At 40.1% G+C, this 22192-nt stretch carries 23 protein-coding genes; 9 read left to right on the top strand and 14 right to left on the bottom strand.

The features are described from left to right. Positions 1–61 precede the first annotated feature (61 nt). A complete protein-coding gene (locus GMD6S_RS00805; protein ID WP_000845258.1) occupies positions 62–1732 on the bottom strand; it encodes a formate--tetrahydrofolate ligase in 1671 nt (556 codons plus the stop codon). A 229-nt stretch (positions 1733–1961) separates the two neighbouring features. On the opposite strand from GMD6S_RS00805, the gene coaB reads away from it, so the two are divergent. Genes coaB through GMD6S_RS00820 form a run of 3 tightly spaced genes read left to right on the top strand, consistent with a single transcriptional unit; the run spans position 1962 to position 3761 of the window. Beyond that, positions 1962–2651, top strand: coding sequence for a phosphopantothenate--cysteine ligase (gene coaB / locus GMD6S_RS00810; RefSeq protein WP_000699526.1), 690 nt, complete (start codon positions 1962–1964; stop codon positions 2649–2651). 11 nt (positions 2652–2662) lie between these two features. Then, positions 2663–3214, top strand: coding sequence for a phosphopantothenoylcysteine decarboxylase (gene coaC, locus GMD6S_RS00815; RefSeq protein WP_001274054.1), 552 nt, complete (start codon positions 2663–2665; stop codon positions 3212–3214). Continuing rightward, complete coding sequence (locus GMD6S_RS00820; RefSeq protein ID WP_000747416.1) at positions 3198–3761, top strand: ECF transporter S component; 564 nt, start codon at positions 3198–3200, stop codon at positions 3759–3761. Before coaC ends, GMD6S_RS00820 begins: the two co-directional genes overlap by 17 nt. Before the next feature lie 42 nt (positions 3762–3803). Here GMD6S_RS00820 and GMD6S_RS00825 read toward each other — a convergent pair whose 3' ends face one another. Continuing rightward, positions 3804–4163 (bottom strand): hypothetical protein, encoded by a 360-nt coding sequence (locus tag GMD6S_RS00825; protein ID WP_000604855.1) that lies wholly within the window; start codon positions 4161–4163, stop codon positions 3804–3806. 133 nt (positions 4164–4296) lie between these two features. Here GMD6S_RS00825 and GMD6S_RS00830 point away from each other — a divergent pair, with 133 nt between their 5' ends. Both GMD6S_RS00830 and GMD6S_RS00835 read left to right on the top strand, forming a co-directional pair. Continuing rightward, positions 4297–4824, top strand: a complete 528-nt coding sequence (locus GMD6S_RS00830) for an ECF transporter S component (RefSeq protein ID WP_000354645.1) — start codon at positions 4297–4299, stop codon at positions 4822–4824. A gap of 11 nt (positions 4825–4835) precedes the next feature. Then, entirely contained in the window at positions 4836–5351 is a 516-nt protein-coding gene (locus GMD6S_RS00835; RefSeq protein WP_000159158.1) for a transcription repressor NadR, read from the top strand. On the opposite strand, the gene GMD6S_RS00840 is transcribed toward GMD6S_RS00835, so the two are convergent. From GMD6S_RS00840 to uvrB, 8 genes are all read right to left on the bottom strand, one after another. Then, a complete protein-coding gene (locus GMD6S_RS00840) occupies positions 5348–5815 on the bottom strand; it encodes an 8-oxo-dGTP diphosphatase (RefSeq protein ID WP_000091519.1) in 468 nt (155 codons plus the stop codon). The genes GMD6S_RS00835 and GMD6S_RS00840 overlap by 4 nt on opposite strands. Positions 5816–5840: 25 nt before the next feature. After that, positions 5841–6278, bottom strand: coding sequence for a hypothetical protein (locus GMD6S_RS00845; RefSeq protein WP_000159689.1), 438 nt, complete (start codon positions 6276–6278; stop codon positions 5841–5843). Continuing rightward, complete coding sequence (locus tag GMD6S_RS00850) at positions 6256–6813, bottom strand: hypothetical protein (protein WP_000439989.1); 558 nt, start codon at positions 6811–6813, stop codon at positions 6256–6258. The genes GMD6S_RS00845 and GMD6S_RS00850 overlap by 23 nt, the downstream gene beginning before the upstream one ends. Before the next feature lie 495 nt (positions 6814–7308). Continuing rightward, a complete protein-coding gene (locus GMD6S_RS00860) occupies positions 7309–7812 on the bottom strand; it encodes a hypothetical protein (protein ID WP_001049352.1) in 504 nt (167 codons plus the stop codon). 89 nt (positions 7813–7901) lie between these two features. Further along, positions 7902–8405 (bottom strand): GNAT family N-acetyltransferase, encoded by a 504-nt coding sequence (locus GMD6S_RS00865; protein WP_001054582.1) that lies wholly within the window; start codon positions 8403–8405, stop codon positions 7902–7904. After that, positions 8371–8934, bottom strand: coding sequence for a GNAT family N-acetyltransferase (locus GMD6S_RS00870; protein WP_000262764.1), 564 nt, complete (start codon positions 8932–8934; stop codon positions 8371–8373). The genes GMD6S_RS00865 and GMD6S_RS00870 overlap by 35 nt, the downstream gene beginning before the upstream one ends. 8 nt (positions 8935–8942) lie before the next feature. Further along, positions 8943–9569 carry an NAD(P)H-dependent oxidoreductase gene (locus GMD6S_RS00875; RefSeq protein WP_000699273.1) on the bottom strand — a complete coding sequence of 209 codons (627 nt, stop codon included), beginning with the start codon at positions 9567–9569 and terminating at the stop codon, positions 8943–8945. A gap of 15 nt (positions 9570–9584) precedes the next feature. Next, positions 9585–11573 (bottom strand): excinuclease ABC subunit UvrB, encoded by a 1989-nt coding sequence (uvrB, locus tag GMD6S_RS00880; RefSeq protein ID WP_000610402.1) that lies wholly within the window; start codon positions 11571–11573, stop codon positions 9585–9587. Between the two features lie 180 nt (positions 11574–11753). Here uvrB and GMD6S_RS00885 point away from each other — a divergent pair, with 180 nt between their 5' ends. The 3 genes from GMD6S_RS00885 to zwf all read left to right on the top strand — a co-directional run bounded on the left by GMD6S_RS00885 (position 11754) and on the right by zwf (position 16295). After that, positions 11754–13919 (top strand): ABC transporter substrate-binding protein/permease, encoded by a 2166-nt coding sequence (locus tag GMD6S_RS00885; RefSeq protein ID WP_000726965.1) that lies wholly within the window; start codon positions 11754–11756, stop codon positions 13917–13919. Beyond that, positions 13919–14659 carry an amino acid ABC transporter ATP-binding protein gene (locus tag GMD6S_RS00890; protein ID WP_001096331.1) on the top strand — a complete coding sequence of 247 codons (741 nt, stop codon included), beginning with the start codon at positions 13919–13921 and terminating at the stop codon, positions 14657–14659. The genes GMD6S_RS00885 and GMD6S_RS00890 overlap by 1 nt, the downstream gene beginning before the upstream one ends. A gap of 148 nt (positions 14660–14807) precedes the next feature. After that, positions 14808–16295 carry a glucose-6-phosphate dehydrogenase gene (gene zwf / locus GMD6S_RS00895; RefSeq protein ID WP_000096111.1) on the top strand — a complete coding sequence of 496 codons (1488 nt, stop codon included), beginning with the start codon at positions 14808–14810 and terminating at the stop codon, positions 16293–16295. Positions 16296–16338: 43 nt separating this feature from the next. Here zwf and ftsY read toward each other — a convergent pair whose 3' ends face one another. Genes ftsY through GMD6S_RS00910 form a run of 3 tightly spaced genes read right to left on the bottom strand, consistent with a single transcriptional unit; the run spans position 16339 to position 19250 of the window. Next, positions 16339–17637, bottom strand: coding sequence for a signal recognition particle-docking protein FtsY (ftsY, locus tag GMD6S_RS00900; protein WP_000522290.1), 1299 nt, complete (start codon positions 17635–17637; stop codon positions 16339–16341). Between the two features lie 3 nt (positions 17638–17640). Then, the gene (locus GMD6S_RS00905; protein ID WP_000763426.1) at positions 17641–18459 is read right to left on the bottom strand and encodes a Cof-type HAD-IIB family hydrolase; all 819 of its coding nucleotides are present in this window, start codon (positions 18457–18459) and stop codon (positions 17641–17643) included. Next, complete coding sequence (locus GMD6S_RS00910; RefSeq protein WP_025172599.1) at positions 18459–19250, bottom strand: Cof-type HAD-IIB family hydrolase; 792 nt, start codon at positions 19248–19250, stop codon at positions 18459–18461. The genes GMD6S_RS00905 and GMD6S_RS00910 overlap by 1 nt, the downstream gene beginning before the upstream one ends. 217 nt (positions 19251–19467) lie before the next feature. Here GMD6S_RS00910 and GMD6S_RS00915 point away from each other — a divergent pair, with 217 nt between their 5' ends. Further along, positions 19468–20163: a VIT1/CCC1 transporter family protein gene (locus GMD6S_RS00915; RefSeq protein WP_000138119.1), complete on the top strand. Its 696-nt coding sequence runs from the start codon at positions 19468–19470 to the stop codon at positions 20161–20163. A 39-nt stretch (positions 20164–20202) separates the two neighbouring features. On the opposite strand, the gene GMD6S_RS00920 is transcribed toward GMD6S_RS00915, so the two are convergent. Beyond that, positions 20203–22191: an ABC transporter permease gene (locus GMD6S_RS00920; RefSeq protein ID WP_000489345.1), complete on the bottom strand. Its 1989-nt coding sequence runs from the start codon at positions 22189–22191 to the stop codon at positions 20203–20205. Position 22192 lies beyond the last annotated feature (1 nt).

Here is a 22192-nt window from a genome sequence, read left to right on the forward strand (position 1 = left end):
AGCTAGATAAAAAAATGAGCTTGGATATTATTTCCAAACTCATTTTAATTCAATTAAACTATTAGAACAATCCTAGAACAGTTCCGTCGCTTTCAACATCCATATTAAGAGCGGCTGGTCGTTTTGGAAGGCCTGGCATGGTCATGACATCACCAGTTAGGGCAACAATAAAGCCTGCCCCTAATTTTGGTACCAATTCACGAATGGTAATTTCAAAGTTTTCTGGTGCTCCAAGTGCATTTGGATTGTCTGAGAAACTGTACTGAGTTTTAGCCATACAGATTGGCAATTTGTCCCATCCGTTTTGAACGATTTGAGCGATTTGTGTTTGAGCTTTCTTCTCAAAGTTCACTTTGCTACCACGATAGATTTCAGTAACAATCTTTTCAATCTTTTCTTGGACAGAAAGGTCATTGTCATAAAGACGAGTGTAGTTGGCTGGATTTTCAGAGATTGTCTTGACAAGTGTTTCGGCAAGTGTTACACCACCTTCTGCGCCATCAGCCCAGACACTAGCCAATTCTACTGGTACATCGATTGAGGCACAAAGTTCCTTCAAGGCTGCGATTTCAGCCTCTGTATCAGAAACAAATTCATTGATAGCTACAACTGCTGGAATACCGAACTTACGGATGTTCTCAACGTGGCGTTTCAAGTTAGCAAAACCTGCACGAACTGCTTCTACATTTTCCTCTGTAAGAGCGTCCTTAGCTACACCACCATTCATCTTAAGGGCACGGAGAGTTGCGACGATGACAACAGCATCTGGAGATGCTGGCAAGTTTGGTGTCTTAATGTCAAGGAATTTCTCAGCACCAAGGTCCGCACCAAAACCAGCTTCAGTAACAGTATAATCAGCCAAGTGAAGGGCTGTTGTTGTTGCCAAGACAGAGTTACATCCATGAGCGATATTGGCAAATGGACCACCGTGAACAAAAGCAGGTGTACCGTAAATTGTCTGAACCAAGTTCGGTTTGATAGCATCTTTCAAAATCAATGCTAAAGCACCCTCAACCTGCAAATCACCAACAGAAACTGGTGTACGGTCATAGCGATATCCGATAACGATATTCGCCAAACGACGTTTCAAATCTTCAATATCCGTCGCCAAGCAAAGAATAGCCATGATTTCGGAAGCTACGGTAATGTCAAAACCATCCTCACGAGGAATACCATTTAGAGGACCGCCAAGTCCAACGGTCACATGACGAAGAGCGCGGTCATTCAAGTCCACAACACGTTTCCAAAGAATACGACGTTGGTCGATTCCCAGCTCATTTCCTTGGTGTAAGTGGTTGTCAATCAAGGCAGAAAGAGCGTTGTTAGCAGTTGTAATGGCATGCATATCCCCGGTAAAGTGAAGGTTGATGTCTTCCATTGGCAACACTTGGGCATAACCACCACCGGCTGCACCACCCTTGATCCCCATTACTGGGCCAAGAGACGGTTCGCGAATAGCAATCATGGTTTTCTTACCAATCTTGTTCAAGGCATCCGCAAGACCAATGGTAATGGTTGATTTCCCCTCACCAGCAGGTGTTGGGTTGATGGCAGTAACCAAGATCAATTTCCCAACTGGATTGCTCTCAACTGCACGAATTTTATCAAAGCTGAGTTTAGCCTTGTACTTTCCATACAATTCCAAATCATCGTAAGAAATACCCAGTTTCTCAACAACATCAACGATTGGTTTTAACTCAATACTCTGCGCGATTTCAATATCTGTTTTCATTCAAAACTCCTCTAACCTCTAATGTGATAATTCATTATAACACAAAACAAGATTTTTCACATTCTAAAACTCTCTAAACGTTCGTAAATATCCTGAATTTCAAGATTTTTAGGGCCCTTTGAAAAATTTTATATGGCTTTATAGTTTGAAACTATAGTTAATCTTCGCTTTTACCAAAAATTTATCGCTTTCATTTTACTTACTGTTTATTTTTGTGTACAATAGTGCTATGAAAATTTTAGTCACATCGGGCGGTACGAGTGAAGCTATCGATAGTGTCCGCTCTATTACTAACCATTCTACAGGTCGCTTGGGGAAAATCATCACAGAAACCTTGCTTGCTGCGGGGCATGAAGTTTTTTTGATAACGACAAAACGAGCTCTGAAGCCAGAAGCTCATCCCAACCTAAGCATTCGAGAAATTGATAATACCAACGACCTTCTAGTTGTGATGCAAGAACTTGTTAAGGAATATCAGGTCTTAATCCACTCAATGGCTGTGTCTGACTACACTCCTGTTTATATGACGGGACTTGAGGAAGTTGAGGCTAGCTCCAATTTGGAAGAATTCTTAAACAAGCAGAATCATCAAACTAAGATTTCTTCAACTGATGAGGTTCAGGTCTTATTCCTGAAAAAAACACCCAAAATCATCTCTCTAGTCAAGAAATGGAATCCGGCTATTCATCTGATTGGGTTCAAACTATTGGTTGATGTTACTGAGGATCATCTTATTGAAGTTGCTAGACAGAGTCTTGTCAAGAACCAAGCAGACTTAATCATTGCAAATGACCTGACTCAAATTTCAGCAAATCAGCATCAAGCAATCTTTGTTGAAAAAGAGCAACTCCAAACCGTTCAAACCAAAGAGGAAATTGCAAGTCTTCTACTTGAAAAAATTCAAGCATACGATTCATAGAAAGGAAAGCCATGGCAAATATTCTCATCGCAGTGACAGGTTCCATTGCCTCCTATAAAGCAGCTGATCTAGTCAGTTCCTTGAAAAAACAAGGCCATCAGGTCACTGTCTTAATGACTGAGGCAGCTAGAGAGTTTATCCAACCGTTGACACTACAGGTCCTCTCTCAAAATCCTGTCCACCTTGATGTCATGCAGGAACCCGCTCCTGAGCAAGTCAATCATATCGAACTAGGAAAAAAAGCTGACCTTTTTATTGTTGTCCCTGCTACTGCTAATACCATTGCTAAACTTGCGCACGGTTTTGCGGATAACATGGTGACTAGTACAGCATTAGCTTTACCCCAAAACATCCCTAAACTCTTGGCGCCAGCCATGAATACAAAGATGTATGATCATCCGGCAACTCAAACAAACCTTAAAACTTTAGAAACATATGGTTACAAGCTTATCTCTCCGAAAGAATCCTTACTTGCTTGTGGAGACTACGGAAGGGGAGCTTTAGCAGACCTGGATATTATTTTAGAAAGAATAAAGGAAACACTCAATGAAAAAACGCTCTAATATTGCTCCGATTGCTATCTTTTTTGCGACCATGTTGGTCATTCACTTTCTGAGCTCACTCTTATTTAATCTATTCCCATTCCCAATTAAACCAACTATCGTGCATATTCCTGTTATTATTGCAAGTATTATTTACGGCCCACGAGTTGGTGTTACACTCGGTTTCTTGATGGGACTACTTAGCTTGACGGTTAACACGATTACAATCCTTCCAACCAGCTACCTATTCTCACCTTTTGTACCAAACGGAAACATCTATTCAGCAATGATTGCCATCCTACCTCGTATTTTGATTGGTCTGACACCTTATCTAGTTTATAAATTATTGAAAAATAGAACGGGTCTCATCATTGCCGGAGCTCTCGGTTCACTTACAAATACAGTATTTGTACTTGGGGGAATCTTCTTCCTTTTTGGAAGTGTCTTCGATGGAAATATCCAGAAACTCCTTGCAACTGTTATTTCAACCAACTCAATTGCTGAGCTTGTCATCTCTGCAGTTCTCACAGTAGCAATTGTCCCACGTTTACAAACCTTGAAGAAATAAAAAATCAACTCCACTTTCATCCTGAAGGTGGAGTTTTCATTGTTAAAGCATGAGAATAATCAAAAAGATGTGAAATCCAAAGAGCAGGAGTTGATACGAAAACGATATAGGTTGCTGACTTTTTTGGCTATCCAAGTATAGGGTTAGAGATAGTAAAACCAAACCAAATGCAATTACCAATCTAACGAAATAAGCAATTTCTAGTATTGCTGCCATCAAAAGAAAACCTAATAAAGGAAGGCTAAAGAGTGAAACAGCCAGACTGCTTGCTAATAGAGAGAGTAGCGACAGGACCAATAAACTATAAACTATGAAACGAGTCCAACCTGAGACTACTTTCCCTTCTTTTCTCTGCTTTGACATCATCACGATTACCACAACTAGATAAACAACAAGTATCATGACATCCTCTCCTAAATCAAAAATTCTTTACCACATTTTAACCAAATATGTCTTAAAAATCAATATTGAACCTTGACTTGGCTAACTATTTATTGTACTATACTTGTGTATATACAGATAAATGGAGGTTCTTATGGATATACGGAAAAAAACGCAGTTTATGACTATGACTGCCCTACTCACTGCAATAGCGATTTTGATTCCAATCATTATGCCTTTTAAAATCGTTATCCCACCGGCTTCTTACACTTTGGGAAGTCATATCCCCATCTTTATTGCCATGTTTCTTTCACCTTTGATGGCTGCTTTTGTGATTATTGCTTCTAGTCTTGGTTTCCTGATGGCAGGTTATCCGCCTGTTATTGTACTTCGTGCCTTCTCTCACATCGTTTTTGGTACTTTGGGGGCTTTGTACTTAAAGAAATTCCCTGAAACCTTGGATAAACCAAAGACATCTTGGATTTTTAACTTTGTTTTGGGTGTTGTTCATGCTATCGCTGAAGTAATAGCTTGTATCATCTTCTATGCTACTTCAGGGACAAATGTTGAAAATATGTTTTATGTTCTCTTTGTCCTAGTTGGTTTTGGCACAATCGTTCATAGTATGGTAGACTATACATTAGCACTAGCTGTCTATAAAGTGCTTCGAAAACGTCGCTAAAAGGAAAAACTATGACAAAGGATCGCAAACAAGCTCTTCTCAAACTATTAAAAGAAGCGCCAAAAGCTCTCAATGGTCAAACCTTGGCTGAACACTTTCATGTTACGCGTCAGGTCATTGTACAGGACATCGCTATTCTCCGAGCAGATGGAGCTCCTATCCTATCCACCAATCGTGGCTATATCTACAAAGAAAATGATGCCAGCCCCTACGTCCACAAACTCTTTAAAGTGAAACATGAACTGGAAGAAATCGGTCAGGAACTACTAGCTATTGTAGATAATGGCGGACGCGTTCAAAATATCTTAATCGATCATCCCGTTTATGGCGAAATTGAAACCCTACTCAAACTCACTTGTCGCCGAGATGTCCAGCACTTTCTGGAACAAGTCGAGAATTCAGACTTTAGACCCCTTTCTGAATTGACAGACGGCATCCATTACCACCTTGTTGAAGCCGAGACACAACAAGACCTCCACTATATCGAGGAGGCCTTGGATCAGTTGGGTTATTTGGTAAAAGACTAGAAAATTTCTTTCTCCCAGCCGTCCTCTGTACGGTGGCGATAGAAGAACTCAGACTTGTCAGGTGCTTCCATCATTTCCATCAGAGGCAACATATCATAGGCCAGATCCAAATTTGGAATCTGGTCTTTTTGTACCCAAGATACTTCTCCTTCTTCTGAGGATTGGAGACTTCCAGTAAACTCTGTCGCCTTATAACAAACAACGATGTAGCGCCCACCTGTATCTAAGGGCCAGTTTTTAATGCCGACCAGTTGGGGATTCTGAATGGTCAAACCAGTTTCTTCATAAATCTCACGAATGACAGACTCGGCAAAGGCCTCGCCATTCTCAACATGTCCTCCTGGAAAGGCATAGCCAGACCAGCGATTATTTTCAGGAGAGCGATATTGCATTAGGACTTTACCTCGCGCCTTATCTTCGACAAGGCAGATGTTTGTTAGGATTGTTTTTTGGGAACGTGACATGGATTCACTCACTTTCTATTTGTTATTATTCATCTCGATATTTTACTTCGGACTTCATGATAAAGGGATTAATCAATTCATGATGGTCATAAGTAGTACGGGCCAAAAAACCTCTAGCAATGATGATTTCCTTATCTTCTATGCGATAGTCTATATTGATAGGGACGGCTGGATCCGAGATAACTGATAAAACAAAAAATGCTGCAAACCAAAGGTAAAATGTCACCAATCCACTAAATACTTGAAAAATAAGGTGATACCATTTAGCATCTCTTGTTCTATAAAAGATTCTCCAAGGATGGATTAGGAAGGTCAAACAAAGAATGAAAAACCAACTATTCCACAAAATCGGCGTAAAAGATAGTCCAAAAACCAGCAACACCAAATGAAGAACCACAAAGGTCAGCAAAGCTAAATAAAGTGTCTTAAACGAAATTAACTTAGTTAGATTTTCTTTTGTCATGATTTTTCCTCTTTTTGTCATTATATTTCAAAATCACCATCAATATCGCTGGAATGATGAAAAAGATTAGATAGGTAGCAATTGGAAGCCAGATGTAGCGATAATCAACAGATAATAAGGAAGGATTTTTTTTAACATTTCTCCCTTTCACCCCAACAAGTAAGTGGAGGAGAAAAATAGGTCCATTTATGTATAGAAAAGCTTTTAAAAATCCTTGTACTGAAGCCTTATTGATAAAACCATCTCTAAAAATACCTTGATAGAGTGTGTGCACCAAAAAGACAAAATTCATAATAATTGGCAAGAGATAGGACATTTCTTGATATGGTTTCGGGATAAGTGACGTCCCGAACAATACATACATGATACCAAAAATAGATAATAATATTATACCACCATCCATAAAAGAAGAAATCTTTGAATGTCTTTCTATCCACAAGTGGACGTGAGCTATCAAAGAATACTTTTTCTGGATTTTTCTCATTTGTCTGTTCTGTTGTTTGATCTTCTTTGGTTTCTTAATCTTTCGTTCCATTTGCGCCTCCTTCTTCTCTTTTCTATCCGTATAATCAAAAGCAGAATGCCCAGCCCCAAGAAAAAGAAAAATAGATAACTTACAATAGGAACCCAGACATAGGCTGGATCCATAGAAATTATGGGAGGGAAATTCGTTGACTTACGACGTCCTAGCCAATTCAGACCTACCAAGAGATGAAAGGGAAAAAGAAGACCATTGAACCCAATAAATCCCCATGAAAAGTAACGCCATTTCTGAAGTTTATCACTACTAAAACGAAAGACAAGGAAATAGGTTGATAAGATCAGAAGGATAAGATTGAAGCTTAAGGGGGAAAGATAGTTTATGTTCGGTAATAGGTAACTAATGTAAGAGGCGGCAAGAAATGATACAAACATAGATCCAAATAATACACTCGTATCCAAAAGTTGACCAATCCTTCTGTGCCTTTCCATCCAAAGAAAAATCCTCTTAGTCCAAGAAGGCTTTTCTTTTGTCTTGTACTTCATTTGCCTACTCATCTTCATTTTCATCTACTCCTTTTTTTGAGCCTTTAGAGAGAAAGAAGATTGCCAAAGTTAACATCAAGACTAGAAGGTAGATGACAATAGGAAACCAGATATAGGATGACTCCAGTGAAAACAAAGGTGACAGAACGACTCTTCCTCTTTTTCTCACACCAATCAGTTGAAAAATGAAGCTAAGGATATTGATATAAATAAAGGGTTCACAAAATCTTTTAAGAGTCCTTTCTTTTTCAGTTTTCACTGACAAAAAGAGAGCATAAAACCTATTACCCAAGATAAAAAGATTCAATTGCAAGGGAAATAAAAGCTCTCTGTACCGAAAATCAGCTGGAATGCTTTTGTTCTGTGATGTTGTAAATTCTATAACTAGGAACAAGATGATATAAAAGATAATATCAAGCATAAATTTGATAAATCGATGACCTTGTAACCAAAAACGAACAGAATCTAAGCTCGATGACTTCTTATAATTCTTCTCTTTCAAATTCATAATAACTTCTTTCTATTTAAAATATCTGCTAAAACGTGATTTTTTGTTCATTGAGTAATCTGAAAACAAAATCGCAATTCTACCAGTATTTAAGTCTCAGATTTTGAGGATTTCTTACGTACCATTCTAATTTCAGTGATAGGTTTTCCAAGGTCAAGTATTTTTTCTTGCCCATCAAAAGTAAAACCCATTTTTTGATAGAATGCAATGGCTCGCTTATTCCCTTTTAATACCCATAAAAATATTTCAGAGAACTGTTCAAGAGTCGTCAGAGCTTCCTTCATTAACTTCTGAGAAATACCTTTTCCATAATAGTCTTTTAAAACATATAAGGTAATAATTTCACCAGCTTGAATAGTCTCATCACGAAAGTTTCCATAACTGATAAAACCAACTACCTTCATGCCATCTATCGCAATCAATGTATTTTTAGGATATTTTTGACTAAAGAATCGACATCTTTCTAATGTCATCGTCTCCTGAAATTCTGCAGGTAAAAGATCATCATAAGCCTCTCTCCACGTTTGCCAATGAACGAAGGATTTACCTTCTATCTCTTCAGGAGTTTCCATTTGTTTGATAGTTAGGTTCATTTATTTTACTCCATTCTTCTCTCAGAATACCATATTTAATACTATCAAAATATTTGCCTTGGTAATAACGAACTTTTGGAATATGAGCTTCTTTTTTCATTCTTAATTTTTCAGCAAGTTTTACCATACCAAGATTTCCTGACCAAGTTGTCAAACCAAGATGCTCCAACACCAAGTAATCCTTAAATGTCCGATCTATCCATTGTAGCATAGCAGCTTTTCCAATGCCAGAGTTCCAAAATTTGTTATCATAAATACAAATCCCCAATTCCATCCATCTTGTTTGTTTACATACCCAGTAGCGCGAAACAGTCCCAACTAATTTATCATCAACAAAAATACCAAGGCGATTTGAGTTGTTTAGAGTAGATTCTGATTTTTGTAGTTTAAATTCTTGAAAATTAGGAAAATGCTGATAATCGTCATAATAGGGAGCATCATACTGCTTCCAAATTGGATTAGATTGTGAATAAGCAATTTCCCACAAAGACACCAAATCTTCTTCATTTAGTTTTCTTAAATAAACCATACTTTTTCCTAATCCAACGCCTTGACTTCATCAGCTACTTTTTGTAGATATTTTTGTCTTGTAGAATTTGTATTCACCTCACGCCCTAACTCACCCAAAATTGAAACTTTCTTTGTTTTAATACCGCAGTGATTTAGGACAGCATTCTTTAATACTGATATTCCATAACTGTCTGGGATATTGATAGGACCTGAAAATACTTTGTACCACCATGTTGGTGCCATGGATGTTGCGTAAATACTAGCTGTTTTTCCTTTTAGTAACTTTTTAAACTGCTGACCCCTTAAGTAGTTTAAAATAAAACTTCCTTGATTATTGGCAGAGTACGCAATTCCTGGCGTGAAAACACGATCAATCCAACCCTTCAATAAACTAGGCATACTACTCCACCAAATTGGATAAACAAAAATGAAATGATCTGCCCACTGAATTAATTCCTGAGAGCGAAGTATGAAGGGGTCCTCTTCCATCCGTTTTCGATAACCATAACGTAATACAGGATCAAAATCTATCTCATTTAGGTTAATAGATTCAAGCTCATGATGATTTGAGTCAATATTTTCTACAATCGTTTGAAAAATTTCTTGACAGAAACTTCCCTTGTCATGATGTCCATTGATGACTAAAATTTTCATTCGTTTTCTCCTTCACTACCCCAACGCCTTGACTTCCAACATCATATCGCGTATCTGAGCTGCCAGTTCAAAGTCAAGCACTTCGACGGCTTCTTGCATTTGTTTTTCCAGTTTCTTGACGAGTTCTTTGCGTTCTTGTTTGTTGAGGCTATTGATATCGACTTCCTTGTCCTCTTCCTTAGAAACTGCCTTGGTCACAGCAATCAGGTCACGGATTTCTTTCTTAATGGTTTGAGGTACGATACCATGCTCTTCATTATAAGCCATCTGGATTTTCCGACGGCGAGCCGTTTCATCGATGGCACGTTGCATAGACTGAGTCATCGTGTCCGCATACATGATTACATGCCCTTCGCTATTACGGGCAGCACGGCCAATGGTCTGGATGAGGCCACGTTCGTTACGAAGGAAGCCTTCCTTGTCAGCATCTAGAATAGCAACCAAACTTACTTCAGGTACGTCAATCCCTTCGCGGAGCAGGTTGATTCCGACCAAGACATCAAAAACACCCAAGCGTAGGTCACGGATAATCTCCGTCCGCTCCAAGGTCTTGATGTCCGAGTGCATATACTTGACCTTGATGCCCATTTCTTTGAAGTAGTCGGTCAAGTCTTCTGCCATTTTCTTAGTCAAGGTGGTAATAAAGGTCCGTTCATTCTTTTCAACATGGGCATTGATTTCACCTAGGAGGTCATCAATCTGTCCCATAGTTGGACGAACTTCCACTTCAGGATCTAGAAGTCCTGTCGGACGAATGATTTGCTCAATTATTGTCTCGGTCTGTTCATTTTCATAGTCACCTGGTGTCGCTGAAACGTAAACAATCTGGTGCACATGACTTTCAAACTCCTCCCGACGGAGAGGGCGATTGTCCAAGGCAGACGGCAAACGGAAACCATAATTGACCAACATTTCCTTACGAGAACGGTCTCCATTATACATGCCCTTGATTTGCCCCATGGTCATGTGACTTTCATCAATCATGATCAAGAAATCATTTGGGAAAAAGTCGAGAAGCGTATAAGGAGGCTCTCCTTCACTACGACCATCCATGTGGCGTGAGTAGTTTTCAACACCGTTGGTATAGCCCATCTCACGTAACATCTCAATATCATACTCTGTTCGCTGTTTCAAACGCTGGGCTTCTAGCAGTTTGCCTTCCTTCTCAAAGACAGCTAACTGCTCTTCTAATTCTGCTTGAATTTTCGCAATCGCAACTTCCATGTGGTCATCATTGGTCACAAAGTGAGTGGCAGGGAAAATCGCCAAATGATCGACTTCTCCCAATACCTGACCTGTCAAAGCCTCAACTTCACGGATACGGTCAATCTCATCCCCGAAAAACTCTACTCGAAAAGCGTGTTCATCACGAGAAGCTGGGAAAATCTCCACCACATCCCCACGCACACGAAATCTTCCCCGTTGGAAATCAATATCATTACGTTCAAATTGGATATCAACCAAGTCATTCAAGAGTTTATCACGAGAAATTTCAAGCCCTGGACGTAGACTTACAACACTGTCAGCGTATTCTTTGGGCGAACCCAAACCATAGATACAAGAGACTGAAGCCACGACAATGACATCATTACGCTCTAAAAGAGCCGAAGTCGCTGAGTGACGGAGCTTGTCAATCTCATCATTGACCGAGCTATCCTTTTCAATATAAGTATCACTCGAAGGGACATAGGCCTCAGGTTGATAATAATCATAGTAGGATACGAAGTACTCAACAGCATTTTCAGGGAAAAATTCCTTAAACTCCCCATAGAGCTGACCAGCTAGGGTTTTGTTATGGGCAATGACCAAAGTAGGTTTATTGACTTTGGAAATGACCTGACTCATGGTATAGGTCTTCCCTGTACCCGTCGCCCCCATCAAAATTTGGGCCTTTTCTCCACCCTCTATATTGTCAACCAACTGCTCAATCGCTTGGGGTTGATCTCCTGAAGGTTCATATTTTGATACTAGTTTAAATTTATTATCTGTTATTCTATTTATCATGATTGCCTCATCTGCATTTTTTTATCTTTCTATTTTACCATAAATTTACTTTTCAGACTCTTCTCTAGGTTGATGAGAGCAAGGATTCTATGTTACATTTTCTTACATAAAATCCATTAAATTTGCCTTTTCATTCATTTTCTGATATAATGGGAAAATATTCGGAAAAGGAGACTAAAAATGAAGAAAAAAATACTAGCATGTTTGCTCATTTTATTTCCCATTTTCTCACTAGGTATGGCAAAAGCTGATACTGTTAAGATTGTGTCTGATACAGCTTACGCACCTTTTGAGTTTAAAGATTCAGATCAAACCTATAAAGGGATTGATGTTGATATTATCAATAAAGTCGCAGAAATCAAAGGATGGAACATCCAAATGTCTTATCCTGGCTTTGATGCAGCTGTAAATGCAGTGCAGTCAGGTCAAGCAGATGCCATTATGGCAGGTATGACAAAAACAAAAGAACGTGAAAATGTCTTTACCATGTCTGATACTTATTATGATACAAAAGTTGTCATTGCTACCACAAAGGCAAATAAAATCACCAAATATGAGGAACTTAGCGGAAAAACAGTTGGAGTTAAGAACGGAACTGCCGCTCAACGTTTCCTCGAAAGTATCAAAGATAAATACGGTTTCTCTATTAAAACCTTTGATACTGGTGATTTGATGAATAATAGTCTAAGTGCTGGTGCTGTAAATGCTATCATGGATGATAAACCTGTTATTGAGTATGCGATTAACCAAGGGCAAGATCTCAGCATCAATATGGATGGTGAGGCTGTTGGAAGCTTTGCTTTTGGTGTCAAGAAAGGGAGCAAGTATGAACACTTGGTTACCGAGTTTAATGAAGCCCTAGCACAAATGAAGAAAGATGGTAGCTTGGAGCAAATCATCCAAAAATGGACAGCTTCTACAACTACGGCAACCCCAACGACAACTACTGCTGCTGGGCAAAAAGCTACTCCAGTGAAAAGCAAGTACATTATTGCTAGCGACTCATCTTTCGCCCCATTCGTCTTTCAAAATTCAAGCAATCAATACACTGGTATTGATATGGACCTCATCAAGGCGATTGCCAAAGATCAAGGTTTTGAAATTGAAATTACCAACCCAGGATTTGACGCAGCCATCAGTGCTGTTCAAGCAGGGCAAGCAGATGGTATCATTGCTGGTATGTCTGTAACAGATGCTCGTAAGGAAACCTTCGACTTCTCAGAATCATACTACACAGCAAATACGATTCTTGGTGTAAAAGAATCAAGCACAATTGCTTCTTATGAAGACCTCAAGGATAAAACTGTTGGTGTTAAAAACGGAACTGCCTCTCAAACCTTCCTTACTGAAAATCAAAGCAAATACGGCTATAAGATTAAAACCTTTGCAGATGGCGCATCAATGTATGACAGTCTGAATACTGGAGCTATTGATGCTGTGATGGATGATGAGCCTGTTCTCAAATATTCTATCAGCCAAGGTCAAAAATTGAAAACACCAATCGCTGGAACTCCAATCGGTGAAACTGCCTTTGCGGTTAAAAAAGGAACAAACCCAGAATTGATCCAGATGTTCAATAACGGACTTGCAAATCTTAAAGCTAACGGACAATTCCAAAAGATTCTTGACAAGTATCTAGCTAGCGAAACTTCAACTGACTCTACAAGTACGGTTGACGAAACAACTATCTGGGGCTTGCTTCAAAACAACTACAAACAACTTCTTAGTGGACTTGGAATCACTCTTGCTCTAGCTCTTATCTCATTTGCAATTGCCATTGTCATCGGTATTATCTTTGGTATGTTTAGTGTTAGCCCATATAAATCTCTTCGTCTAATCTCTGAGATTTTCGTTGACGTTATCCGTGGTATTCCCTTGATGATTCTTGCAGCCTTCATCTTCTGGGGTATTCCAAACTTCATCGAGTCCATTACAGGCCAACAAAGTCCAATCAATGACTTTGTAGCTGGTACTATCGCCCTCTCACTCAATGCAGCTGCTTATATCGCTGAAATTGTTCGTGGTGGGATTCAAGCTGTTCCAGTTGGGCAAATGGAGGCCAGCCGCAGTCTTGGTATCTCTTATGGAAAAACCATGCGTAAGATTATCTTGCCACAAGCAACTAAATTGATGTTGCCAAACTTTGTCAACCAATTCGTTATCGCTCTTAAAGATACAACCATCGTCTCTGCTATCGGTTTGGTTGAACTCTTCCAAACTGGTAAGATCATCATTGCCCGTAACTACCAAAGTTTCAAGATGTATGCAATCCTTGCTATCTTCTATCTTGTAATTATCACGCTTTTGACTAGACTAGCGAAACGCTTAGAAAAGAGGATTCGTTAATGGCAAAACTAAAAATTGATGTAAATGATTTGCATAAGTATTATGGAAAAGACGAAGTTTTAAAAGGTATTACTACTAAGTTTTATGAAGGAGATGTTGTTTGTATCATCGGTCCTTCTGGTTCTGGTAAATCGACCTTCCTCCGTAGCCTTAACCTCCTCGAGGAGGTAACGAGTGGCCACATCACAGTAAATGGTTATGATCTGACTGAAAAATCAACCAATGTCGACCATGTTCGTGAAAACGTGGGAATGGTCTTCCAACATTTCAACCTCTTCCCTCACATGTCAGTCCTAGAAAATATCACTTTTGCACCTATTGAACACAAACGAATGACCAAAGAAGAAGCTGAGAAATTGGGGATGGAGTTGCTGGAGAAAGTCGGTCTTGCAGACAAAGCTAATGCTAACCCAGATAGCCTATCAGGTGGTCAAAAACAGCGTGTAGCTATCGCTCGTGGACTTGCCATGAATCCTGATATCATGCTCTTTGATGAGCCAACTTCCGCTCTGGACCCTGAGATGGTTGGAGATGTACTGAATGTTATGAAGGAATTGGCAGAGCAAGGTATGACCATGATTATCGTAACCCATGAGATGGGATTTGCTCGTCAGGTGGCTAACCGTGTTATCTTTACGGCTGATGGTGAATTCCTGGAAGATGGAACTCCAGATCAAATCTTCGATAACCCACAACACCGTCGTCTAAAAGAGTTCTTGGACAAGGTCTTAAATGTATAAAACAAAACTGTAAGGCTCTCCTTACAGTTTTTAATTGCGTATTGGATTTTTTGTTTTTTTTGAAAATTATGATAAAATAAAAACTATGATAATGAGGAAATCTCATCCCTAGTCCAACTAGGAAAAAATATAGAAATTAGGTAGCTAGATGTCATCAAAGGTTATTGTTACAATTTTCGGTGCGAGTGGAGATTTAGCTAAACGCAAACTCTACCCTTCCCTTTTCAGACTCTATAAATCAGGCAATCTCTCTGAGCATTTTGCTGTTATTGGAACAGCTCGTAGACCTTGGAGTAAGGAATATTTTGAATCTGTAGTTGTCGAATCCATCCTTGATTTGGCAGATAGTACCGAGCAAGCCCAAGAATTCGCTAGCCACTTCTACTATCAAAGCCATGATGTGAATGATACGGAACATTACATTGCCTTGCGTCAATTACAAGCTGAGCTCAACGAAAAATACCAAGCTGAACACAATAAACTCTTCTTCTTGTCCATGGCACCCCAGTTCTTTGGAACTATCGCCAAGCACCTCAAATCTGAAAACATTGTTGATGGCAAAGGTTTTGAGCGCTTGATCGTTGAGAAACCATTTGGCACAGACTACGAAACAGCGAGCAAACTCAATGAAGATCTCCTTGCTGCCTTTGATGAGGAGCAAATCTACCGTATCGACCATTACTTAGGTAAAGAGATGATTCAGAGTATCTTTGCTGTTCGTTTTGCCAACATGATCTTTGAGAATGTTTGGAACCGTGAGCACATTGATAATGTACAGATTACCTTTGCGGAACGCTTGGGTGTTGAAGAACGCGGTGGCTACTATGATCAATCTGGTGCCCTTCGTGATATGGTGCAAAACCATACTCTCCAACTCCTCTCTCTTCTAGCCATGGACAAACCAGCTAGTTTTACAAAAGATGAGATTCGTGCTGAAAAGATAAAGGTCTTTAAAAACCTCTATCATCCAACTGAGGAAGAACTGAAAGAACAGTTTATCCGTGGTCAATATCGCTCTGGTAAAATCGATGGCATGAAATACATTTCCTATCGAAGCGAACCAAATGTCGACCCAGAATCTACAACAGAAACCTTTGCATCTGGTGCCTTCTTTGTAGACAGCGATCGTTTCCGTGGTGTTCCCTTCTTCTTCCGTACAGGGAAACGCCTGACTGAAAAAGGGACTCATGTCAATATCGTCTTTAAGCAAATGGACTCTATCTTCGGAGAACCACTTGCTCCAAACATTTTGACCATCTATATCCAACCAACTGAAGGATTCTCTCTCAGCCTAAATGGGAAGCAAGTCGGTGAAGAATTTAACCTGGCGCCAAGCTCTTTAGATTATCGTACAGATGCTACCGCTACTGGGGCTTCACCAGATCCATACGAAAAGCTAATCTACGATGTCTTGAACAACAATTCTACCAACTTTAGCCACTGGGATGAGGTGAGCGCTTCTTGGAAATTGATTGACCGTATCGAAGAGCTCTGGGCTCAAAATGGAGTTCCGCTCCACGACTACAAGTCTGGAAGCATGGGACCACAAGCAAGCTTTGACTTACTTGAGAAGTATGGAGCAAAATGGACTTGGCAACCAGATATCGCCTATCGTGAAGATGGCCGTTTAGAATAGCAAAAATATCCTGCAAGATGACTTGTAGGATATTTATTTTGTATTAAATCAAGCCCTCTAAGAGACCTTTCATAAAGTTTTCTGAGTTAAATTCCCCGATATCATCGATTTTTTCACCAAAACCAATCAATTTTACAGGGATATTAAGTTCTTCTCGGATAGCCAGAACGACACCACCGCGAGCAGTTCCGTCAATTTTTGTCAAAACAATTCCAGTCAATGGTGTTATCTTAGAAAATTCCTTAGCTTGTACCAAGGCGTTCTGTCCAGTTGAAGCATCGAGTGCCAGGAAGGTTTCATGAGGTGCCTCTGGAACGACACGTTTAATAATACGACCAATCTTTTCCAACTCGGCCATAAGGTTGTCCTTGTTTTGCAGACGCCCTGCTGTATCAATCATGAGAATATCAATCCCTTCGGCTACGGCGCGTTCCATACCATCAAAGACCACACTTGCTGGATCAGCCTTTTCAGGCCCCGTCACAACAGGAACATCCACACGTCGACCCCATTCAGCTAGCTGAGCTACAGCACCCGCACGGAAGGTATCTGCCGCAACCAACATGACTTTCTTGCCAGCTTGTTTATATCGATGAGCCAATTTCCCAATAGAAGTTGTCTTCCCAACACCATTAACACCAACAAAGAGCATGACTGTCAAACCATCTTGGAAATGGATTTGTTCATCGTAGTTGCCATCCTTCTCATAGAGTTCAACCAATTTCTCGATAATGACACGACGGAGCGCATCAGGCTTCTTAGCATTTTCGAGTTTGGCTTCATAGCGTAGTTCTTCTGTTAAGTTTGAAGCGACTTGCACACCGACGTCGCTCATGATGAGCAGTTCTTCCAATTCTTCGAAGAATTCTTCATCGACAGAACGGAAGTTGGCAAAGAAGGCATTCAAACGAGCACCGAATCCGGTACGCGTCTTTTTGAGACTGCGGTCATATTTTTCCTGAACCGTTTCTTCAGACTGGTGACTTTCTTCTCCTACGTCTTCAGCCCCTAGCTCTTCTCCAGTTTCTAGAGATTCTTGGCTCTCTTCTTCGAAAAATTCTTCAGGTTCTTGGCCTTGCTCTGTCTCATCAACCTCTTCTTGAACCGTTTCCTCAACTGCTTCTGGTTCAATAACTTCTTCTGTCAAGATCTGAGGGGTTTCTTCTTGAGCAGGTGTTTCTTCCACTTTGTCTCTTGCTGTCTCTTCCTGAGAAGTTTCTTCGACTGAAGTTTGGTTTTCTTCAACCTCTTCTGACAAATCAAGATTTTCCAGAGCTTCTTTTACGATATCTTCGATTTTCGGCTCTTCTTTTTTTCCGAATAGACGGTCAAATAATCCCATATTCTAGTTCTCCTTTAGCACGTATTCTTCGATAGCCCAGGCAACGGCTTCCTCGTCGTTGGTCATTGGGGTAATGACATTGGCAACTGCCTTAACTGCTGGAACTGCATTTTGCATGGCAACTCCCAGACCTGCCCACTCAATCATGGAAAGGTCATTGGCCTCGTCCCCACAAGCAATGACTTGACTTTGGTCGATTCCTAAGTGTTTAATTAATTTCGCTAAACCTGTTGCCTTGTGGACATTTTTCGGTGACCATTCCAATAAGAGTTCACGCGATTTGAAGATCTCATATTGGTCAAACAATTCAGAAGAAATCTGTTGAATCGCTGTATCCAAAGGTTCTTGGGCAAAGGCAGTCACACATTTGTTATACGTCATCTGACTAGATAGATCCTCAAAAGCGACAGGTACGAAAGTCAAGGCTGGGTTGAACTTAGCATAGAGACTTTCTTGGTCCGACTGGATTTGATAGACGGTTCCTTCTGAAATAGCATCTAACGGAAGTCCGAGTTTTTCAGTTTCCTCGTACAAACGTGCCACATCATCGATTGAAAAGACGGTTTTATCGAGAATCTCTCCAGTATTTTTCTGTACCAGACCACCATTAAAGGTGATGGTGTACTCATCCTCCTGACCGTCAGTCCCTAGCTCATGGAGAAAGAAATCCATAGCTTTCAGAGGACGTCCCGTTGTCAGAACGACCTTGATGCCACGGTCACGCGCAGCTTTGAGGACCTCCTTGGTACGATCTGTCAGCTTTTTATCCGTTGTCAGCAAAGTACCGTCCAAATCCAGTGCAATCAATTTAATATCTGCCATTATAAGCCCTCCATATAAGTCATCACTGATTGGTCCTTATGGTGGCCAATCACTGTCTCTGCTAATTCTAAAATCTCTGGTCGCGCATTTTCAGGAGCGATGGGGTGCCCCACTACCTGCATCATGTGAAGGTCATTGAGATTATCGCCAAAAGCCATGACCTGATCCATGGTCAGACCAAGTTTTTTTGCCAGCTCAACAATAGCTACACCCTTATCAACATAGTCCAAGACAATATCAATGGATTCAAAACCAGTTGTCATGGCTTTCACACCAGGAACATTTTCGTTGACCCAGGCCTCACCAACTTCTATCGTTTCTTCTGTGAAGTTGGTGGTGAATTTAAAAATCTCATCCGTGATATCTTCTAAACTCGCTACTTTTTGAATGTTTTCATTGTAGTGACGACTAAACATCAGATAGATCTCATCCACTGTATCCAATACATAACAAGCTTTTTTCCCAGTCAAGAGCATTTTTCTTTCATCAAAATAGGGTGATTTCTTTAAAGCTTCAAAAGTGCTCAAGTAAAAATCCCGAGACATAGTAGCCTCATACATATCCTCACCATGAAACTCAACATAGCTCCCATTTTCAGCTATAAAAATCACTTCATCACGCACATCTGCAAACAACTTTTTCAGGGACAGGATACCACGACCTGAAGCCACTGCAAAATAAATCCCCTTTTCCTTGTAGGAAACAAGTACGTTTTTGAGGCGTTTCATATCAAACCGACCCTCTCCATCTAGAAAGGTTCCATCCATATCGGTTGCTACAAGTTTAATCATAAAATCCTTCATTCTCCAATTGATAAATCTACCTTCTATTATACCATAGATAAGCTAAAAAAGGACTTGTACAGTAGGATTGGCAACTGTATTGCCGTGCTTTTTCGGTAAAACTTCAAAGGGCCTAAAAATTAGAATCGTAGAACTTTTTTCAGATAGTTTAAAAAGTTTGTATTCCCCTACCCTTTTCTCTATAATGGAGAGAAAGGAGATGACTATGACAGAAATGAAACATGAAATTGATGCTAACTTTGCAGGACGACTCAATATCCTACGTGCGGGTGTTCTGGGTGCCAATGATGGGATTATTTCCATCGCTGGAGTCGTTATCGGGGTTGCCAGTGCGACGAGCAATATCTGGATTATCTTTTTATCTGGACTAGCCGCTATCCTCGCTGGTGCTTTTTCTATGGCAGGTGGAGAATATGTCTCTGTATCCACTCAGAAAGACACGGAAGAAGCCGCTGTTGCCAGAGAACAGTTGCTCTTGGATAAGGACATCGAATCTGCTAAACAATCCCTCTATGCTGCTTACCTTCAAAATGGTGAGTGTGAAACGTCCGCACAACTTTTGACCAACAAGGCCTTTTTAAAAAATCCCCTCAAAGCCTTGGTTGAGGAAAAATACGGTATCGAGTACGAGGAATTTACCAATCCTTGGCATGCTGCAATCTCTAGCTTTATCGCCTTTGTACTGGGAAGTCTTCCTCCTATGCTTTCCATCACTGTCTTTCCAAGTGATTATCGCATTCCTGCTACTGTTTTTATCGTTGCCCTTTCCCTTCTCGTCACTGGCTATACCAGTGCTAAACTAGGCAAGGCACCTACGAAAACTGCTATGATCCGTAACCTCTGTATCGGACTTCTCACCATGGGCGTAACCTTCCTCTTGGGACAACTCTTTAGTATCTAAGCTAAAAGAAATACCTCGACCAGCATCGAGGTATCTTTTTTACATTTGCACAATCTTGCGATAACTTCTTGAGGTAATCATAAAGATCAAAACATAGACGATGAGGAAGATGGCACAGATGGACAGAGTGACTGTCAACATCATGGTCGCATCTAGCACACCAATGACTTTTAGGATGAGGCTAAGCATATGATAGGCAAAGGCAAGGTGTAGGAAGGCAAATAGCAAAGGAAGGAAGAATACAGTTAGCACCTGTTTGTTAATGGTTTGCTTGATTTGCTTTTGATCGAGACCGACTTTTTGCAAAATGATAAAGCGTTCACGATCTTCATAGCCTTCAGAGATTTGTTTGTAGTAGATGACAAGAACCGTTCCCACCATAAAGATGATAGAGAGGAAGATACCGATGAAGAAAACTCCACCAAAGAGAGCACTCATCTGCGCACTACTATCAGCCAGATTGCTTCCGTAAACATAGCTTCCTTCTTTGTTTAGTTCTCTATTAAAGTTGTTAACGAATTTTGAATAGTCATCTGCAATTTTAAGCTGCTCTTCCTCACTAGCCGTTACATTCATACCACCATAGTATTGATTAAAGATGGAAGAATTAGGATGCTGGTCAAGAAAGGCTTTCAAGTCAGGAACAACCAAATAGTTATAATCCGAAGTTAGAATATTGTACTGATTTGGGACATGTTCAAGAATAAAATCTTTTTTGATTTCTTCTTTGATCGTGTAGGTCTGGTCATTCAGAGTCAGTTCTTTTTGACCTTGAAGTTGCTTGTTTTGAGCAAACAATCCAACTTCCTTACCTGAAAGTGCAAGTTTCTGTCCTGTCATATTCTCATAGTCTTTTTGGTCAAAGACCATAAAAATAGTTTTCGGTTGAACACGATTTTGACCTTTCTCAAAAATTGTCAATTTCGTACCTTCTTGATTTGCCACACCAAAGTTACTGTATGTAAGGACTTCTTTCTTTGTGACAGTCAATCCTTTTTCACTAGCATACTGGCTCAAGAGTTTTTCGATATCTTCTTTTTCAACATTCTGTCCTGTAATCCCAAAATCATGTGGATTCATGACCTTCTTGAAGTTTTCTGATGCCTTAAAGATACTTGTTGCAGCAGACATAGTCACTAAGACCATGGTTGAGAGAATAGCAATCGTCGCCAGACCAACCGCATTTTTCTTCATACGGAAAATGAGATTGGATACGGAAATCATGTTGTTGGGTTGGTAATAATAACGCTTGTTTTTCTTTAAGATTTGTAAGAAAACTGTAATCCCTGCATTGAAGAGAAGATAAGTTCCCAAAATTACTAACAAAACTGCTACGAAGAAAATCAGAACAGCAGAAAGTGGGTTTTCGACTGTTACTGCTAGATAGTAACCCGCTCCCAAACTAATCAGACCTAGAATGGTTTGGACACCTAAGAAACGTCCTTTTTTCTCACCACTGGCCTTCTCACGAGAGAGCTGAAGGGCATTCATGCGTGCAATACGAAAGGCATTGATAAAAATCAGACCTAGGAAGATAGCTCCAAAGACGATGAGAACTAGGATAAAGACAATTGGTTGGAAAGTCGAAACGAGCTCCACTTTCATCTTCATCAGCTTCAGAAGAAGGGCGAAGATTAGCTTATCAAAGAGAGCTCCTAGACCGAGACCAGCTGTCAAGGTTAAGGAACCAAAAATAAGAAGCTCCTTAAAAACCATACTGATCAAATGGCGCTTTTCGAGACCCAGCATACCATATACACCCAGCTCCTTGGAGCGGTTCTTCATGACAAAACTATTGGCATAAAGTACAATAATTCCAGAAGCGATGGTAACAACCACCATACCGAGGGCAAGCGTCATAGAGATAGTTTCTCCCCCTCGGATCTTGCCAATGTTAGGATTAAGCGACAGTGAGTAAAAGAGATAGGTGATGGTCACTGCTAAGAGAACAGCTAAAGCAAAGGGATAGTAGAGTTTGCGGTTTTTGATCAAGTTGGATACCGCTAACTTATTGGTTAATCGGAACATA

It is taken from the genome of Streptococcus sp. GMD6S (genome assembly GCF_000297015.1).

Bases quoted from the DNA above. Each gene is read 5' to 3' on its own strand.
- GMD6S_RS00875 (WP_000699273.1), bottom strand. From the start codon at position 9,569: ATGAAAATTTTAGTCATCAATGGACATCATGACAAGGGAAGTTTCTGT.
- coaB (WP_000699526.1), top strand. From the start codon at position 1,962: ATGAAAATTTTAGTCACATCGGGCGGTACGAGTGAAGCTATCGATAGT.
- GMD6S_RS00835 (WP_000159158.1), top strand. From the start codon at position 4,836: ATGACAAAGGATCGCAAACAAGCTCTTCTCAAACTATTAAAAGAAGCG.
- GMD6S_RS00885 (WP_000726965.1), top strand. From the start codon at position 11,754: ATGAAGAAAAAAATACTAGCATGTTTGCTCATTTTATTTCCCATTTTC.
- GMD6S_RS00825 (WP_000604855.1), bottom strand. From the start codon at position 4,163: ATGATACTTGTTGTTTATCTAGTTGTGGTAATCGTGATGATGTCAAAG.
- GMD6S_RS00820 (WP_000747416.1), top strand. From the start codon at position 3,198: ATGAAAAAACGCTCTAATATTGCTCCGATTGCTATCTTTTTTGCGACC.
- coaC (WP_001274054.1), top strand. From the start codon at position 2,663: ATGGCAAATATTCTCATCGCAGTGACAGGTTCCATTGCCTCCTATAAA.
- GMD6S_RS00840 (WP_000091519.1), bottom strand. From the start codon at position 5,815: ATGTCACGTTCCCAAAAAACAATCCTAACAAACATCTGCCTTGTCGAA.
- GMD6S_RS00830 (WP_000354645.1), top strand. From the start codon at position 4,297: ATGGATATACGGAAAAAAACGCAGTTTATGACTATGACTGCCCTACTC.
- GMD6S_RS00860 (WP_001049352.1), bottom strand. From the start codon at position 7,812: ATGAATTTGAAAGAGAAGAATTATAAGAAGTCATCGAGCTTAGATTCT.
- GMD6S_RS00850 (WP_000439989.1), bottom strand. From the start codon at position 6,813: ATGGAACGAAAGATTAAGAAACCAAAGAAGATCAAACAACAGAACAGA.
- GMD6S_RS00845 (WP_000159689.1), bottom strand. From the start codon at position 6,278: ATGACAAAAGAAAATCTAACTAAGTTAATTTCGTTTAAGACACTTTAT.
- GMD6S_RS00910 (WP_025172599.1), bottom strand. From the start codon at position 19,250: ATGATTAAACTTGTAGCAACCGATATGGATGGAACCTTTCTAGATGGA.
- GMD6S_RS00920 (WP_000489345.1), bottom strand. From the start codon at position 22,191: ATGTTCCGATTAACCAATAAGTTAGCGGTATCCAACTTGATCAAAAAC.
- GMD6S_RS00905 (WP_000763426.1), bottom strand. From the start codon at position 18,459: ATGGCAGATATTAAATTGATTGCACTGGATTTGGACGGTACTTTGCTG.
- ftsY (WP_000522290.1), bottom strand. From the start codon at position 17,637: ATGGGATTATTTGACCGTCTATTCGGAAAAAAAGAAGAGCCGAAAATC.
- uvrB (WP_000610402.1), bottom strand. From the start codon at position 11,573: ATGATAAATAGAATAACAGATAATAAATTTAAACTAGTATCAAAATAT.
- GMD6S_RS00805 (WP_000845258.1), bottom strand. From the start codon at position 1,732: ATGAAAACAGATATTGAAATCGCGCAGAGTATTGAGTTAAAACCAATC.
- GMD6S_RS00865 (WP_001054582.1), bottom strand. From the start codon at position 8,405: ATGAACCTAACTATCAAACAAATGGAAACTCCTGAAGAGATAGAAGGT.
- zwf (WP_000096111.1), top strand. From the start codon at position 14,808: ATGTCATCAAAGGTTATTGTTACAATTTTCGGTGCGAGTGGAGATTTA.
- GMD6S_RS00890 (WP_001096331.1), top strand. From the start codon at position 13,919: ATGGCAAAACTAAAAATTGATGTAAATGATTTGCATAAGTATTATGGA.
- GMD6S_RS00915 (WP_000138119.1), top strand. From the start codon at position 19,468: ATGACAGAAATGAAACATGAAATTGATGCTAACTTTGCAGGACGACTC.
- GMD6S_RS00870 (WP_000262764.1), bottom strand. From the start codon at position 8,934: ATGGTTTATTTAAGAAAACTAAATGAAGAAGATTTGGTGTCTTTGTGG.